Genomic DNA, 14,174 nt, shown 5'->3' with positions numbered 1-14,174 from the left:
GGGACGGAACGACTTTCCCGGACTCCCCGGGCTGGGCGGCCGTTCCGGGTCGCCTTCGCAGGCACGACCGCCCAGCGTTCCGCTCCGCCCGCTTATGCCGGGTCGCGGGCGATGTGCAACGCAGCGTAATGCCCAACTGTCGTAAATGCCGGGCATAGGACGATATTTCTAAGTGGTAAGTTCACCAGCCTGACGTCGCCCCTACATGGCGGCCGGTACGCTGAGTTGGGTCAGGCTCGTCGAAGGAAGGGACCGAGCAGAGACGTGGACTTCGCCAAACGCCTCTACGAGCGGTTCTCCTCCCTTGTGTACGAACTGGCCAAGTTCGGCAGCATCGGCGCCGTCGCCTTCCTGATCGACACCGGCCTCCTCAACCTCTGCAACGTGGGCCTGGGCTGGGGCCCGCTGACGTCCAAGGTCGTGGCGACGACGATCTCCACGACCTTCGCCTACATCGGCAACCGCTTCTGGACCTTCCGGCACCGCGACCAGAGCGGGTTGAGGCGCGAATACTTCCTGTTCTTCCTGCTCAACGGCATCGCGCTGCTGTTCGGCATGCTGACGATCGGCTTCACCACCTACACGCTCGACCTGCACGACCCGCTCAGCTTCAACATCGCCAACATCGTGGGCGTGGGGCTCGGCACGCTGTTCCGCTACTGGTCGTACAAGAAGTGGGTGTTCCTGGAGGCCACCGAGCCCATCCCGATGGAGCTGCCCGAGACCGGGGTCAAGCAGGACCGCTGACCACGCGGGTCCTCGCGCCGTCGTCCTCGGCCGGGCGCAGGAAGATGGCGAACGTCGCCGGGCGGCGCCGTACCAGCTCCAGCCTGCCGCCGTCGGCCGCGGCCAGCGCGCGGGCGAGCGTCAGCCCGAGACCGGTGCCTCCGCCGCCGCTGACGTTCCGCTCGAAGATCTTGGGGGCGATCTCGTCGGCGATGCCCGGGCCCTCGTCCGCGACCTCGATCACCACGTAGTTGTCGCCGCTGGTCGAGGTGACGGTGACGTCGCCGCCGCCGTGGCGCAGGGAGTTCTCCAGCAGCGACGCGATCACCTGGCCGAAGCCGCCGGTGGTGGCCATCGCCTTCAGGCCGCGGGCGCCTTCGAGCCGCAGGATACGCCCCGCCTCCCGGAACACCGGCTCCCACTCCCTGATCTGCTGGATGATCACGTCGTCGATGGCGACCGGCTCGGCCTGGGCGTGGCGCTGGCGCCGCGCCGCCGCCAGCAGCTCGTCGATCACGGCGGTGAGCCGCTCCGCCTGCACGATCGCCGCCTCCCCCTCCTCCCGTACGACCTCCGGCTCGTCCGCGGCCGACACGATCTCCTCCAGGCGCATGGTGAGACCGGTCAACGGGGTCCGGAGCTGGTGGGAGGCGTCGGTGGCGAACTCGCGCTCGCGGGTGAGCAGGTCGGAGATGCGGGTCGCGCTGCGGTCGAGCACTTGGGCCACCCGGTCGAGCTCGGGAATGCCGTAGCGGTGTTTGCTCGGCCGGGCGTCTCCGGAGCCCAGCCGCTCGGCGATCTTCGCCAGGTCCTGCAAAGGCAGCGTCAGCCGCCGGGACTGTACGACGGCCAGGCTCACGGCCACCGCCAGGGCGGCGACGGCCAGGGCCACGATGAGCAGGAGCCGGGCCCGTACGTCCTGTTCAACCTGGTCGCGATCGCGACTTATGCGGACATAGACGCCGGTGTTGGTCTGCGCGTCCTCGGTCATCAGGTGACCGGACGGCGGTGCGGTGCCGACCACGGTCACCCGCAAGGGGGTTCCGCGTTCCCAGATCTGGATGTACCTGCCGGGATACTTCTGCTCCAGTTGCTGGGGGTCGAGCGGCGCCTCCTGGACACGGGCGTACTCGACCTCTCCCACGAGGCGCTTGGCCTCCGCCCCGAGCTCCTGAGCCGCCTCGTCGACGATCAGCCGGCTGACGACGACACCCAGGGGGACCCCCAGCAGCAGAACCGCGATGACCGCGACGACCAGGGTTGAGGAGAGCAGTCGGCGGCGCATCTCCTACTCGCGTTCGAACCGGAAGCCGACTCCCCGGACGGTCGTGATGTAACGCGGTTTCGCGGCGTCGTCGCCGAGTTTGCGGCGTAGCCAGGAGATGTGCATGTCGAGGGTCTTGGTCGAACCCCACCAGTTCGTGTCCCAGACCTCGCGCATGATCTGCTCCCTCGTGACCACCTTTCCGGCGTCGCGGACGAGCACACGCAGCAGGTCGAATTCCTTCGTTGTCAGATGCAGCTCCTTTTCCCCCATCCACGCACGGCGGGAGTCGGCGTCTATACGCACGCCCTGGACGACCGGAGTCTCGGAGGTGCCGCGCCGGAGCAGCGCCCGTACCCGGGCGAGCAGCTCGGCCAGCCTGAACGGCTTCGTCACGTAGTCGTCCGCGCCGGCGTCGAGGCCGACGACGGTGTCCACCTCGTCGACGCGAGCGGTGAGAATCAGGACCGGAGTGCCGTGGCCCTCGGCCCGGATGCGACGAGCCACCTCCAAACCGTCCATTTCGGGCAGTCCAAGGTCAAGAACGATGAGATCGATGCCGCCCGACAGAGCCCTTTCCAGGGCTTGCGGGCCGTCGGGGCTCACCTCGACCTGATAGCCCTCACGGCGCAATGCACGCGCGAGCGGCTCGGAGATCGAGGTGTCATCCTCGGCGAGAAGTACGCAGGTCATGAAGCGATCGTAGGACCTTAAGCGATCGTTTCCCGGGCACAGCGCGCGGTTTGACTCGCAGTTGACCTATCCATTGACCTGGGCAAACGCGGCTAAATATCGGTTAGTCGGGATTAAATTACCGCGATTACCGAGAAACGAAAGCAATGGAGTCCCCGGCCCTCTGCCGTCCGGAAGAAATAATGTTGTTAACGTTGTCCCCCGTGACTGATCTGACCCTCTGGTACGACCGGCCGGCCACCGACTGGGAGACGCAGGCGTTACCCATCGGGAACGGCGCGCTCGGGGCGATGGTGTTCGGCGGGACGGACACCGAGCGGCTCCAGTTCAACGAGAAGAGCCTGTGGACGGGCGGCCCGGGATCGCGGGAGGGATACGACTTCGGCGACTGGACCGCTCCCCGGCCGGACGCGCTCGCCGAGGTCCAGGAGGCGCTGGATCGCGACGGGCGGATGGCGCCGGAGGAGGTGGCGGCCGCGCTGGGGCAGCCGAAGTCGGGGTTCGGCGCGTACCAGCCGTTCGGTGACCTCTGGCTGGACCTGGCCGGGCAGCCGGGCTCCCCCGTCGGCTACCGCCGGGAGCTGAGCCTGAGCGAGGCCGTGGCCAGGGTGACGTACACGGCGGACGGGATGCGGCACTCGCGCGAGTACTTCGCCAGTCACCCCGGAAACGTCATCGCCGGGCGGGTCTCGGCCGATCGGGAGGGCCAGGTGTCGTTCACGCTCCGGGTGTCGTCGCCGCACGAGGACGGGCGGGTCAGCGTCTCCGACGGGCGGCTGACGATCCGCGGGCGGCTCGCGGACAACGGGATGGCGTTCGAGGCCCAGGTGCGGGTGGTCGCGGAGGGTGGCACCCGTACGGACGGGATCGACCGGATCACGGTCACCGGGGCCGACAGCGCCGTGTTCGTGCTGTCCGCCGGCACCGACTACGCCCCCGCCCATCCGGACTACCGCGGCGAGGATCCACACGCCGCCGTCACCGCCGCCGTGGACCAGGCGGTGGCCCAGGGGTACGAGGCCCTGCGCCGCGCCCACCAGGCCGACCACGGGGAGCTGTTCGACCGCGTGCGGCTGGACGTCGGCCAGCGGACGCCGCCGATCCCCACGGACCGGCTCCGGGCCGCCTACACCGGGGGCGCCTCCGCCGACGACCGCGCGCTCGAAGCCCTCTTCTTCTCCTACGGCCGCTATCTGCTGATCGCCTCCTCACGGGCCGGATCGCTGCCCGCGAACCTGCAGGGCGTCTGGAACGACTCCACCACCCCGCCCTGGGCCGGCGACTACCACGTCAACATCAACCTGCAGATGAACTACTGGCTCGCCGACCAGACGAACCTGGCCGAGACGGCGCAGCCGTACGTCGACTATGTCGCGGGCCTGGTGAAGCCGGGTGAGATCACGGCGCGGGAGATGTTCGGGGCGCGCGGGTGGCTGGTGCACAACGAGACGAACCCGTTCGGCTTCACCGGCGTGCACGACTGGGCCACGTCATTCTGGTTCCCGGAGGCCGGGGCCTGGCTCACGCAGCAGCTCTACGACCGCTACCGCTTCAGCCGAGACGCGGGATATCTCCGCGAGACCGCCTATCCGGTGATGAAGGGGGCGGCCGAGTTCTGGCTGGACACCCTGCGTACCGACCCCCGTGACGGGACGCTGGTCGTCTCGCCCGGTTACTCCCCCGAGCACGGGGACTTCTCGGCCGGGGCGTCGATGTCCCAGCAGATCGTCCGGGACCTGTTCACGAACGTGGCGGAGGCCGCGGACGTCCTGGGCGACGCCGAGTTCGGCGGGCAGGTACGCGACGCGCTGGCGAAGCTGGACCCGGGGCTGCGGATCGGGTCCTGGGGGCAGCTCCAGGAGTGGAAGGCCGACCGGGACGATCCGGAGAACACGCATCGGCACGTGTCCCACCTGTTCGGCCTGCATCCCGGCCGGCAGATCGCCGCGGGCAGCCGCGAGGGCGAGGCGGCCAAGGTGTCGCTGACCGCCCGCGGGGACGGCGGCACCGGGTGGAGCAAGGCGTGGAAGATCAACTTCTGGGCTCGGCTGCTCGACGGGGACCACGCGCACCGGATGCTGAGCGAGCAGCTGAGGACGTCCACGCTGGACAACCTGTGGGACACGCACCCGCCGTTCCAGATCGACGGAAATTTCGGGGCCTCCGCCGGTATGGCGGAAATGCTGGTGCAGAGCCATCACGGCGAGATCCACGTACTGCCCGCTCTGCCCTCCGCCTGGCCCACGGGGTCGGTGCGCGGGCTGCGCGCCCGGGGCGACGTGACGGTGGACGTCTCCTGGCGGGACGGCGCCGCCGAGCGGATCACGCTGCACGTGGGGCGCTCGGGCCCGATCACGGTACGGACGGACCTGGCCGGACGCTGCCAGGTGTCCGGCGACGCGCGGCGCTCCGGGGACACGCTGAGCTGGGACGCCCAGGCCGGGACGGCCTACACCATCCTGGGGAGCTAGGGCCGGCTCGTATCCTGGGCGGCATGTCATCGGAGATCAGCATCGGCCGGCTCGCCGAACTCACCGGGCTGAGCGTGCACACGCTGCGCTTCTACGAGCGTGAGGGCCTCCTGCTCAACCCCGTGCGCCGCGGGCCGGGCGGGCGGCGGATCTACAGCGACGCGGACGCGCACTGGCTGACCACGTGCATCATCCTGCGCGCCTCGGGGATGCCGTTGCCCGCCATCCGGGAGTACACCGACCTCGTCAGGAACGGGACCGGGAACGAGGCGGAGCGCCTCACGATCATGCTGGAGCACCGGGAGCGCGTGCTGCGCCAGATGAGCGATCTCAACCGCTGCCTGGACCTCATCACCTACAAGGTCGGCGTGTACGAGGACGTCATCTCCGAGACCACCGTCGCCGACTGCTCACCCCAGGGCTGACCCCATAAGGGATCCGATCACAACAAAACGGGAATCGCGCGCGTCTCAGTGATCAATACCTCAACGGAAAGGGTCACTGACGTGGACGCCACCCCCACCAGATTGTTCGCCGTCGCCGCCACCGCCGCCCTGGCGCTGTCCCTGGCCGCCGCTCCCGCCTCGGCGGGGGCCAGCGGGCGGCTGATGAACGGCGCCACCGACCTCTGCCTGGCCGTGGGCAAGAGCGAGGTCAAGGCCGGCAAGAAGGTCATCCAGTGGACCTGCTCCGACAACAAGGACCAGCAGTGGATCTACAAGGGGCGCAAGCTCGTCAACGCCAAGACCGGCATGTGCCTGGCGATCGCGCGCGGCTCCCAGGTCAAGGGCAAGTACGCGATCCAGTGGCCGTGCACGGACGGCGGGATCGAGCAGGAGTGGATCTACGACGACATGCAGCGCCTGCGCAACCGGGCCAGCGGCCTGTGCCTGGCGGTCGGCAAGGGCGAGCGCAAGAAGGGTAAGTGGATCATCCAGTGGACGTGCAGGGACACGGGAGAGCAGGCGTGGCTCTGGAGGTAAAGGGAAAGCGCCCCGTCGGGGACGGGGCGCCTTCGGTGCCACAGAGCCACTCAATAGGGCCGCTCAGTAGGGCCGCTCAGTCGTCGGACGAGGGCGGTTCGGCGTAGCGGGCCAGGTAGAGCTGCTCGCCCAGGCTGCGGATGAGGCTGAGCTCCGTCTCCAGATAGTCGATGTGCTCCTCCTCGTCCTCCAGGATCTCCTCGAAGATCCGGGCCGAGGTGACGTCGCCCTTCTCGCGCATGAGCGTGATCGCCGGGCGCAGGCGCTGCACGACTGAGAGCTCGACCTCGAGGTCCGCCCTGAGCTGCTCCTCCACGGTCTGGCCGATGTGCAGGGTGCCCAGGCGTTGATAGTTGGGCAGGCCCTCCAGGAAGAGGATGCGATCGGTCAGACGCTCCGCGTGGCGCATCTCGTCGATCGACTCCGCACGGGTGTGCTCGGCGAGTTTCGTGTAGCCCCAGTTCTCCTGCATCTTGGCGTGCAGGAAATACTGGTTGATGGCGGTGAGCTCGGCGGTCAGCTGCTCGTTGAGCAGCTCGATGATCTGCTTGTCGCCCTGCATGAAACGGGCCCCTCGCTATGCGGTCGTCAGTTCTTCAGACCGTTTCAGGATTGCACAGATCTTCCGTACACATCGGGCACAGTCACCACCGGCACCAGTGGTGTCGCGAATCTGCTTCGCGCTCTTGGCCCCGGAGGCGATGCAGTCGTGCACCTCGTTTTCGGTCACAGCACGACAAATGCACACGTACATCCGGGGACAGGCCTCTCGCGAGCGAAGTGGGGGCACCTTTAGGTAAGGCACACCTAAGCTACCTCACTTCGGTAAGGCTTGCCTATGTTAGGTCGGCCACATCACGCTATCCACCTCGGGTGATCCATTCCTCCAGGTGGGGCGCCTCCGCGCCGATCGTGGTCGAGTCGCCGTGTCCCGTGTGCACGACGGTCTCCGGCGGCAGGGTCAGCAGCCGCTCCCTGATCGAGTCGATGATCGTGTCGAACGAGCTGTAGGACCGGCCGGTCGCCCCCGGACCGCCCTTGAAGAGCGTGTCGCCGCTGAACAGGGCGCCGAGGTCGGGGGCGTACAGGCAGACCGCGCCGGGCGCGTGGCCGGGGGTGTGGACGACCTCCAGCGCGATGCCGCCGACCTCGATCTTCTCGCCGTCGGCCAGCGGCTCGTACGACGCCGTGGCCCCGTACTGCTGCTCCCACAGCACCTGGTCGGCGGGGTGCAGCCGGATGGGCGCCCCGGTGCGGTCGGCGAGGGGCTTGGCGGCGTTGATGTGGTCGTTGTGCGCGTGCGTGCAGACGATGGCCTTGACCGTGCGCCCGCCCACCCGCTCGGCGATCGTCGCGGCGTCGTGGGCGGCGTCGATGACGACGACCTCGCGGGCGTCGCCGACCAGCCAGACGTTGTTGTCGACGTCCCAGGTGCCGCCGTCCAGCGAGAACGTGCCCGAGGTGATGACCCTGTCGATCATCTAGAACGTCACCACCGAACGCAGCACCTCGCCGCGGTGCATCTTCGCGAACGCCTCCTCGACCTGCCCGATCCCGATCGTCTCCGAGACGAACTTGTCGAGCGGCAGCCGGTTCTGCAGGAACAGGTCGATGAGCATCGGGAAGTCGCGCGAGGGCAGGCAGTCGCCGTACCAGGAGGACTTCAGCGCGCCGCCGCGCCCGAAGACGTCGAGGAACGGCAGCTCCAGCGTCATGTCCGGCGTGGGGACGCCGACCAGCACGACCGTGCCGGCCAGGTCGCGGGCGTAGAAGGCCTGCTTGTACGTCTCGGGGCGACCCACCGCCTCGATGACCACGTCGGCGCCGAAGCCGCCGGTCAGGTCGCGGATCGCCTCGACCGGGTCGCTCTCGCGGGAGTTGACGGTGTGGGTGGCGCCGAAGTCGCGCGCCCAGCCCAGCTTGCGGTCGTCCACGTCGACGGCGATGACCTTCGCGGCGCCGGCCAGCGAGGCGCCCAGGATCGCGGCGTCGCCGACGCCGCCGCAGCCGATGACGGCGACCGAGTCGCCGCGCGCCACGCCGCCGGTGTTGATCGCGGCGCCGATGCCCGCCATGACGCCGCAGCCCAGCAGGCCCGCGACCTGCGCGGGCGCCTCGGCGGAGACCTTGGTGCACTGGCCCGCGGCGACCAGCGTCTTCTCCAGGAACGCGCCGATGCCCAGCGCGGGCGACAGCACCGTGCCGTCCTTGAGCGTCATCTTCTGCGTGGCGTTGTGGGTGGCGAAGCAGTACCACGGGCGGCCGCGCAGGCACGCGCGGCACTGGCCGCACACCGCGCGCCAGTTGAGGATCACGAAGTCGCCGGGCTCGACCTCGGTGACACCCGGGCCGACCGCCTCGACGACGCCCGCGGCCTCGTGGCCGAGCAGGAACGGGAAGTCGTCGTTGATCCCGCCCTCGCGATAGTGCAGGTCGGTGTGACAGACCCCGCAGGCCTGCACGTTGACGACCGCCTCGCCGGGACCTGGGTCCGGCACCACGACCGTCTCGAGCGAAACTTCCTGACCCTTGGCCCGGGCGACGACGCCCTGCACTTCGTACGGCATGCCAGCCATCTTGTGTCAGGAGGATGATCTCCGCAAGACATAGGGCTGGACCACGCCGAGCCCTCTCACGGGCCGGCGCCTGATCTTGCGCAGATCGAACCCCTCCAGCCCTTCGGCCAGCGCGGAATCGACCAGGATCGTGCCCGGCCGGGCGATCGCGGTGAGCCGGGCGGCCAGGTTGACGGTGGTGCCGAAGACGTCGCCCATGGTGGGCAGGACCGGCCCGTACGCCAGGCCGACGCGCAGCTCGACACCCGACTCGACCAGGTCGAGCGCGATCCCCGCGGCCTGGGCCGGGCTCGGGGCGGTGAACAGCACCTCGTCGCCCAGCGTCTTGACCAGCCGCGCGCCGTGGGAGGCCACCACGTCGGAGGCCCGCGCCTCGAACCCCTCGACCAGCTCGGCCAGCTCCTTCTCGTCGAGCTCGCGGCTGCGCCTGGTGAACGAGACCAGGTCCGCGAACCCCACCGCCATCGCCACCCGGGTCGGCACCAGCTCGTCGCTGCCGTCGGCGATGGCCAGCAGCCGGGTGCCGGCGGCGGCGAGCTGGGCCCGCCAGACGTGGACCAGCACCTGCTCGAAGTCGGGCATCAGCTCCTGCGCCGCCCCGAGCACCTTGGCCAGGTCGTCCTCCGAGGGCTCCGGCGGCAGCATCGCGCCGATCATGATCTCGGCCTGCCACTGCGCCAGCCTGGCCGTGGTCTGGCCGAGCGCGCGGGCCATGCGGATGACGGTCTGCTCGTCGAGCAGGCCGCCGTCGAGCATCCGGCGCACCCGGCGCAGCGCCGCCGCGTCGGCGTCGGTGAACGCCACGGCGCCGTCGGCCCGCTGCGCGAACCCGAGCGCCCGCCAGATGCGCTCGGCCAGCTCCTGCGACACCCCGGCCTTGGCCGTGACCTGCTCTTTCGTGAAGCGGGCCGGCGAGCCGACGAGCAGGCGTTCGATCTCTTCGGCAGTGGGCCGGCTGGGGGGACGGCTCACGCGTTCACTGGCCGTCGATCTCGCCGTCGGAGGCGTCCTCGACGAGCCTGAACAGGTCGGTGCGGACGTCCTGGATCTTGGGGATGTCACGCAGCACGATCTCGCCCCGGTCCCCCGCGGACTCGACGGTCAGCGTGCCGCAGCCGAGCAGGCGCTCGAAGAACGTCTGGTCGGAGCTGACCGTGTTGACCTTGGTGATCGGGATCTCGTCGGTCGACTTGTTGAGCACGCCGGTGCTGATCGTGAAGCGGTGGGTGGTGAGCACGTAGCCGGTGTTGACCCACCGCAGGTAGGGGACGAGCGACCAGATCGTCAGCAGGATGAGGCCGATGACGACGACGGCGATCCTGGCGTAGAACGCGTACTCCCAGCCGCCGGGGATTAAGAACATCGCCGCGCCCGCGGCCACGACGACGAGAACCAGCGCGAGGAAGGGGAGCACGAGTCGCTTCCAATGGGGATGGAAGGACCGGATGCGCCGCTCACCCTGCGTCAGATGATGGTCGGGAAGGGTCATGGCCAAATCGTGCCACCATCGCCGCCGCGGCGGCTACGCTCCCGGCGGATCAGGTCAGTCGGCCGGGCGGACGTGCACCACGTCGCCCGCGCTCAGCGTGTAGCGCTCCCCCTCCGACTCCACCTGCAGGTGCCCGAACTGGTCGATCCCCGTGGCCGTCCCGGTGACCGCCTGCCGGCCCGGCAGCTCCACCCTGACCCGCCGCCCGACCGTGGCGCTGGCCGCCAGGTACGCCGGACGCAGCCCGCACGCCTCGGCGTCGCCCTTCGCGTCGGTCCACTCCCTGTAGTGGCTCTCGACCTCCCGGAGCACGGCCCTGAGCAGCGGGTCGCGGTCGAGGCAGGCCGCCTCCTCGATGCCCAGCGACGTGGCCGTCTCGACGGGCAGCTCCTCCGGCCTGAGCGACACGTTCAGGCCCATGCCGATGACGACGCCGCTCTCCGCCCGCTCGGCCAGGATCCCGGCCAGCTTGCGCTCGCCGATCAGCAGGTCGTTGGGCCATTTGACGCGTACGTCCACCTCGGCCAGGCGGCGCAGGGCGGAGGCGGCGGCGACGCCGTACAGGAGCGTCAGCCAGCCCTGCGCGGTGGCCGGCACGTCCGGTTTGAGGAGGATCGAGAACGTCAGGCCCGAGCGCGGCGGCGCCGTCCAGGTGCGGCCCAGCCGGCCGCGGCCCGCCAGCTGCGACTCCGCCACCAGCACCGTCCCCTCCGGGGCTCCGGCGTGGGCGGCCTCGGCGAGGTCGGCGTTGGTGGAGCCGGTGCTCTCCACGACGGTGATGCCGGTCCACAGGGAGCCGGGGCGGACCAGCGCGCGGTTGAGCGCCGCCTCGGAGAGAGGCGGGCGGTCGAGGTCGGAGTAACGCGAGTCGGGCATCCCTCTATCTTTGCAGCCAGGAGGAAGATGGAGAGATGAGCAAGCTCCTGGATCCGCGTAACTGGGCCTCTTGGCGACCGTTCGGCATCGGGCTGCGCAAGCCGAACAACTACCTGGAGCTGTGGAAGGCGTTCAGGTCGGTCAAGGGCAACCGGGGTTACGCGTGGCGGATACTCAACCAGGGCACGTGTGACGGGTGCGCGCTGGGCACCCAAGGCATGAGGGATTGGACGATGGACGAGATCCATCTGTGCAACATCAGGCTGCGGCTGCTGCCGCTGAACACGATGCCCGCCCTGGACACCACACTTTTGCGGGATATTTCTGGACTCGTCGGCAAGAAGAGCGCCGAGCTTCGCGAGCTGGGGCGGCTGCCGTACCCCATGCTGCGCCGCGCGGGCGATCCCGGATTCACCCGGATCTCCTGGGACGAGGCACTGCGCGTGGCCGCGGATGGCCTGCGGGACGCGCGCTTCGGGGCCTACCTGACCAGCCGCGGCGTGCCGAACGAGAACTACTACGCGGCCCAGAAGGCCGTGCGCGCGCTCGGCACCAACAGCGTCGACAACGCCGCCAGGATCTGCCACTCGCCCTCCACGGTCGCGCTCAAGCAGACCATCGGCGCGGCGGCCACGACCTGCTCGTACACCGACTGGATCGGCTCCGACCTGATCGTCTTCATCGGCTCCAACCCGTCGAACAACCAGCCGGTCGCGATGAAATACCTCTACCACGCCAAGAAGGCCGGCACCCGGATCGCGATGGTCAACGCCTATCGCGAGCCCGGCATGGACAAGTACTGGGTGCCGTCGAACGCCGAGTCCGCCGTGTTCGGCACGAAGATCACCGACGAGTTCTTCGGCGTGAACGTGGGCGGCGACATCGGCTTCCTCAACGGCGTGCTCAAGCACCTGATCGAGAACGACTGGGTGGACAAGGAGTTCGTCGACCAGCGGACCGCGGGCTTCGAGGAGCTGCGCCGGGAGCTCGCGGGGCAGACATGGGAGGAGCTGGAGGCGCTGTCCGGCGCCTCCCGCGACGACATGCTCCGCCTGGCCACGCTGCTGGGCGAGGCCCGGTCGGCGGTGCTCGTGTGGTCGATGGGCATCACGCAGCACAGCTACGGCGAGGACAACGTCCGCTCGATCGTGAACCTGGCGCTGGCCAGGGGCTTCGTCGGGCGCGACAAGTGCGGGCTGATGCCGATCCGGGGCCACAGCGGCGTGCAGGGCGGGGCCGAGATGGGCGCGTACGCGACCGGCCTGCCCGGCGGGCTGCCGATCACGCCAGAGAATGCCGCGAAATTTACGGAGATGTGGGGGTTCGAGGTCCCGACCACGCCCGGTCTGACCGCGACCGACATGATCGACGCGGCCCACCGCGGCGAGCTCGACGCGCTGGTGTCGAGCGGCGGCAACTTCCTGGAGGTCCTGCCCGACCCGGCCTACTGCCGCGAGGCCCTGTCGCGGCTGCGACTGCGGGTGCACATCGACATCGTGCTGTCGTCGCAGATGCTGGTCCCGGGCGAGGGCGACGTGCTGCTGCTGCCCGCGCAGACCCGCTACGAGATGGTCGGCGGCGTGACCGAGACCTCCACCGAGCGCCGGATCATCTTCTCCCCCGAGGTCGAGGGGCCGCGCATCGGCGAGGCGTGGCCGGAGTGGAAGATCTTCACGGAGCTGGCCGCCCGCACAAACCCCGAAATTTCGTCAAAAATCGCCTTCACTGGCACTCCGCAGATCCGGGCCGAGATCGAGCGCGCCGTCCCCTTCTACCGAGGCATCGCCGACCTGCGGAAGTTCGGCGACAACGTCCAGTACGGCGGCCGCCACCTGTTCGCCGACGGCCGCTTCCAGACCCCCGACGGGCTGGGCCGCTTCAGCAATGTCCGGCCTCCGGCGCTGAAGCGCCCCGACGGTGCCTTCATGGTGGCCACCAGGCGCGGCAAGCAGTTCAACAGCATGGTCCACGAGCGCCGCGACGGCTTCAACGGCGCGATGCGCGAGGCCGTGCTGATGAGCGAGTACGACGCCGACCGCCTGGGCCTGCCCGACGGCGCCCCGGTCGAGCTGCGCTCCGGCGAGCGCACCTACCGCGGCAAGATCCTGCGGGCCCCGCTCATGCCGGGCAACCTGCAGATCCACTGGCCGGAGGGCAACGTCCTGCTGGACGAGTCCCGCCGCTCCCCGGACGCGCGGATCCCCGACTACAACGCCCTCGTCACCGTGCGGCCGCTGTGACCACGCGTCCCGGGCCCACCACGCGCATCAGGATCATGGAGCTGTCCGGCTCCGCCACCAGGGAGCGGCGCGACTACCTGGCCACCGAGGAGCCGCTGGAGATCCGGCTCACCGCGCCCGACGGCACGCGCAAGACCATGGCCATCACCATGCGCACCCCCGGGCACGACTTCGAGCTGGCCGCCGGGTTCCTCCACGGCGAGGGCCTGGCCGGTCCCGGCGGCATCGCCGCCATCGCGTACTGCACCGACGAGGACCTCCCGCCCGAGGCCCGCTACAACACGGTGACCGTACGCCTGCGCGGCCCCATCCCCGACCTGCCCGCGCTGGACCGCCACTTCCTCACCTCCAGCGCGTGCGGCGTCTGCGGCTCGGCCAGCCTGGAGGCGCTGCACGACCGCTGCAAGCCGGTCCCCAGGGGCCGGCTCGACCTCACCCCCGAGCTCCTGTACGGGCTGCCTGACGCGTTGCGCGCCGCCCAGGGCGGGTTCGGCAAGACCGGCAGCCTGCACGCGGCCGGGCTGTTCTCGGCCACGGGCACGCTGGTGGCGGTGCGGGAGGACGTGGGCCGCCACAACGCGGTGGACAAGCTGGTCGGCTGGGCGGGGCTGAACGAGCGGCTGCCGCTGGCCGAGCACGTGCTCATGGTCAGCGGGCGGACCAGCTACGAGATCATGCAGAAGGCCCTGGCCGCCGGGATCCCGGCGGTGTGCGCGGTCTCGGCGCCGTCGTCGCTCGCGGTGGAGCTGGCCAGGGAGTTCGGCATCACGCTCGTGGGGTTCCTGCGCGGAGAGCGCTGCAACGTCTACGCGGGATCGGAGCGGATTCTAGTGGAATGAATCATTCCGTTCTGCTA

Annotated in this window: 15 protein-coding genes; 6 read left to right on the top strand and 9 right to left on the bottom strand. The window is 69.6% G+C overall.

All coding sequences use genetic code 11. The annotated features are described in order from the left end of the window. The first annotated feature begins 264 nt into the window (after positions 1-264). Positions 265-747 carry a GtrA family protein gene (locus AB0J87_RS03330; RefSeq protein ID WP_350728338.1) on the top strand — a complete coding sequence of 161 codons (483 nt, stop codon included), beginning with the start codon at positions 265-267 and terminating at the stop codon, positions 745-747. Here the strand turns inward: AB0J87_RS03330 and AB0J87_RS03325 are convergent. Beyond that, entirely contained in the window at positions 731-2,011 is a 1,281-nt protein-coding gene (locus AB0J87_RS03325; protein WP_363962428.1) for an ATP-binding protein, read from the bottom strand. The two genes, AB0J87_RS03330 and AB0J87_RS03325, sit on opposite strands and share 17 nt — an antisense overlap. Before the next feature lie 3 nt (positions 2,012-2,014). Then, entirely contained in the window at positions 2,015-2,683 is a 669-nt protein-coding gene (locus AB0J87_RS03320; protein ID WP_043620820.1) for a response regulator transcription factor, read from the bottom strand. 203 nt (positions 2,684-2,886) lie between these two features. Here AB0J87_RS03320 and AB0J87_RS03315 point away from each other — a divergent pair, with 203 nt between their 5' ends. The 3 genes from AB0J87_RS03315 to AB0J87_RS03305 all read left to right on the top strand — a co-directional run bounded on the left by AB0J87_RS03315 (position 2,887) and on the right by AB0J87_RS03305 (position 6,137). Next, positions 2,887-5,154, top strand: a complete 2,268-nt coding sequence (locus tag AB0J87_RS03315) for a glycoside hydrolase family 95 protein (protein WP_363962427.1) — start codon at positions 2,887-2,889, stop codon at positions 5,152-5,154. A gap of 23 nt (positions 5,155-5,177) precedes the next feature. Next, positions 5,178-5,579 carry a MerR family transcriptional regulator gene (locus AB0J87_RS03310; RefSeq protein WP_363962426.1) on the top strand — a complete coding sequence of 134 codons (402 nt, stop codon included), beginning with the start codon at positions 5,178-5,180 and terminating at the stop codon, positions 5,577-5,579. Positions 5,580-5,660: 81 nt separating this feature from the next. Further along, positions 5,661-6,137 carry an RICIN domain-containing protein gene (locus AB0J87_RS03305; RefSeq protein WP_350728334.1) on the top strand — a complete coding sequence of 159 codons (477 nt, stop codon included), beginning with the start codon at positions 5,661-5,663 and terminating at the stop codon, positions 6,135-6,137. A 76-nt stretch (positions 6,138-6,213) separates the two neighbouring features. Here AB0J87_RS03305 and bfr read toward each other — a convergent pair whose 3' ends face one another. The 7 genes from bfr to AB0J87_RS03270 all read right to left on the bottom strand — a co-directional run bounded on the left by bfr (position 6,214) and on the right by AB0J87_RS03270 (position 11,078). Continuing rightward, positions 6,214-6,699 (bottom strand): bacterioferritin, encoded by a 486-nt coding sequence (gene bfr / locus AB0J87_RS03300; protein ID WP_363962425.1) that lies wholly within the window; start codon positions 6,697-6,699, stop codon positions 6,214-6,216. Between the two features lie 15 nt (positions 6,700-6,714). Continuing rightward, positions 6,715-6,891, bottom strand: coding sequence for a (2Fe-2S)-binding protein (locus AB0J87_RS03295; protein ID WP_138669932.1), 177 nt, complete (start codon positions 6,889-6,891; stop codon positions 6,715-6,717). A 106-nt stretch (positions 6,892-6,997) separates the two neighbouring features. Further along, positions 6,998-7,618 (bottom strand): MBL fold metallo-hydrolase, encoded by a 621-nt coding sequence (locus AB0J87_RS03290; protein WP_363962424.1) that lies wholly within the window; start codon positions 7,616-7,618, stop codon positions 6,998-7,000. Then, the gene (locus tag AB0J87_RS03285) at positions 7,619-8,704 is read right to left on the bottom strand and encodes an S-(hydroxymethyl)mycothiol dehydrogenase (protein WP_350728332.1); all 1,086 of its coding nucleotides are present in this window, start codon (positions 8,702-8,704) and stop codon (positions 7,619-7,621) included. It lies immediately after the preceding gene. A gap of 15 nt (positions 8,705-8,719) precedes the next feature. Further along, positions 8,720-9,685, bottom strand: a complete 966-nt coding sequence (locus AB0J87_RS03280; RefSeq protein ID WP_363962423.1) for an adenylate/guanylate cyclase domain-containing protein — start codon at positions 9,683-9,685, stop codon at positions 8,720-8,722. Between the two features lie 4 nt (positions 9,686-9,689). Further along, positions 9,690-10,202 carry a PH domain-containing protein gene (locus tag AB0J87_RS03275; protein ID WP_363962422.1) on the bottom strand — a complete coding sequence of 171 codons (513 nt, stop codon included), beginning with the start codon at positions 10,200-10,202 and terminating at the stop codon, positions 9,690-9,692. Between the two features lie 54 nt (positions 10,203-10,256). Continuing rightward, positions 10,257-11,078: a biotin--[acetyl-CoA-carboxylase] ligase gene (locus AB0J87_RS03270; RefSeq protein ID WP_363962421.1), complete on the bottom strand. Its 822-nt coding sequence runs from the start codon at positions 11,076-11,078 to the stop codon at positions 10,257-10,259. 35 nt (positions 11,079-11,113) lie between these two features. On the opposite strand from AB0J87_RS03270, the gene AB0J87_RS03265 reads away from it, so the two are divergent. After that, entirely contained in the window at positions 11,114-13,318 is a 2,205-nt protein-coding gene (locus AB0J87_RS03265; protein ID WP_363962420.1) for an FdhF/YdeP family oxidoreductase, read from the top strand. Further along, positions 13,315-14,157, top strand: a complete 843-nt coding sequence (gene fdhD / locus AB0J87_RS03260; protein WP_363962419.1) for a formate dehydrogenase accessory sulfurtransferase FdhD — start codon at positions 13,315-13,317, stop codon at positions 14,155-14,157. Before AB0J87_RS03265 ends, fdhD begins: the two co-directional genes overlap by 4 nt. The last annotated feature ends 17 nt before the right edge of the window (positions 14,158-14,174 follow it).

This window comes from Nonomuraea sp. NPDC049625 (assembly GCF_040675285.1).
Classification (GTDB): domain Bacteria; phylum Actinomycetota; class Actinomycetes; order Streptosporangiales; family Streptosporangiaceae; genus Nonomuraea; species Nonomuraea angiospora_A.
Note: the sequence above shows the minus strand (reverse complement) of the source record. Positions and strands in the feature narration are given on the sequence as shown.

Excerpts from the sequence above, each read along its gene's own strand:
- AB0J87_RS03285 (WP_350728332.1), bottom strand. The coding sequence starts at position 8,704 with ATGCCGTACGAAGTGCAGGGCGTCGTCGCCCGGGCCAAGGGTCAGGAA.
- AB0J87_RS03310 (WP_363962426.1), top strand. The coding sequence starts at position 5,178 with ATGTCATCGGAGATCAGCATCGGCCGGCTCGCCGAACTCACCGGGCTG.
- bfr (WP_363962425.1), bottom strand. The coding sequence starts at position 6,699 with ATGCAGGGCGACAAGCAGATCATCGAGCTGCTCAACGAGCAGCTGACC.
- AB0J87_RS03325 (WP_363962428.1), bottom strand. The coding sequence starts at position 2,011 with ATGCGCCGCCGACTGCTCTCCTCAACCCTGGTCGTCGCGGTCATCGCG.
- AB0J87_RS03270 (WP_363962421.1), bottom strand. The coding sequence starts at position 11,078 with ATGCCCGACTCGCGTTACTCCGACCTCGACCGCCCGCCTCTCTCCGAG.
- AB0J87_RS03320 (WP_043620820.1), bottom strand. The coding sequence starts at position 2,683 with ATGACCTGCGTACTTCTCGCCGAGGATGACACCTCGATCTCCGAGCCG.
- AB0J87_RS03295 (WP_138669932.1), bottom strand. The coding sequence starts at position 6,891 with ATGTACGTGTGCATTTGTCGTGCTGTGACCGAAAACGAGGTGCACGAC.
- AB0J87_RS03275 (WP_363962422.1), bottom strand. The coding sequence starts at position 10,202 with ATGACCCTTCCCGACCATCATCTGACGCAGGGTGAGCGGCGCATCCGG.
- AB0J87_RS03265 (WP_363962420.1), top strand. The coding sequence starts at position 11,114 with ATGAGCAAGCTCCTGGATCCGCGTAACTGGGCCTCTTGGCGACCGTTC.
- AB0J87_RS03290 (WP_363962424.1), bottom strand. The coding sequence starts at position 7,618 with ATGATCGACAGGGTCATCACCTCGGGCACGTTCTCGCTGGACGGCGGC.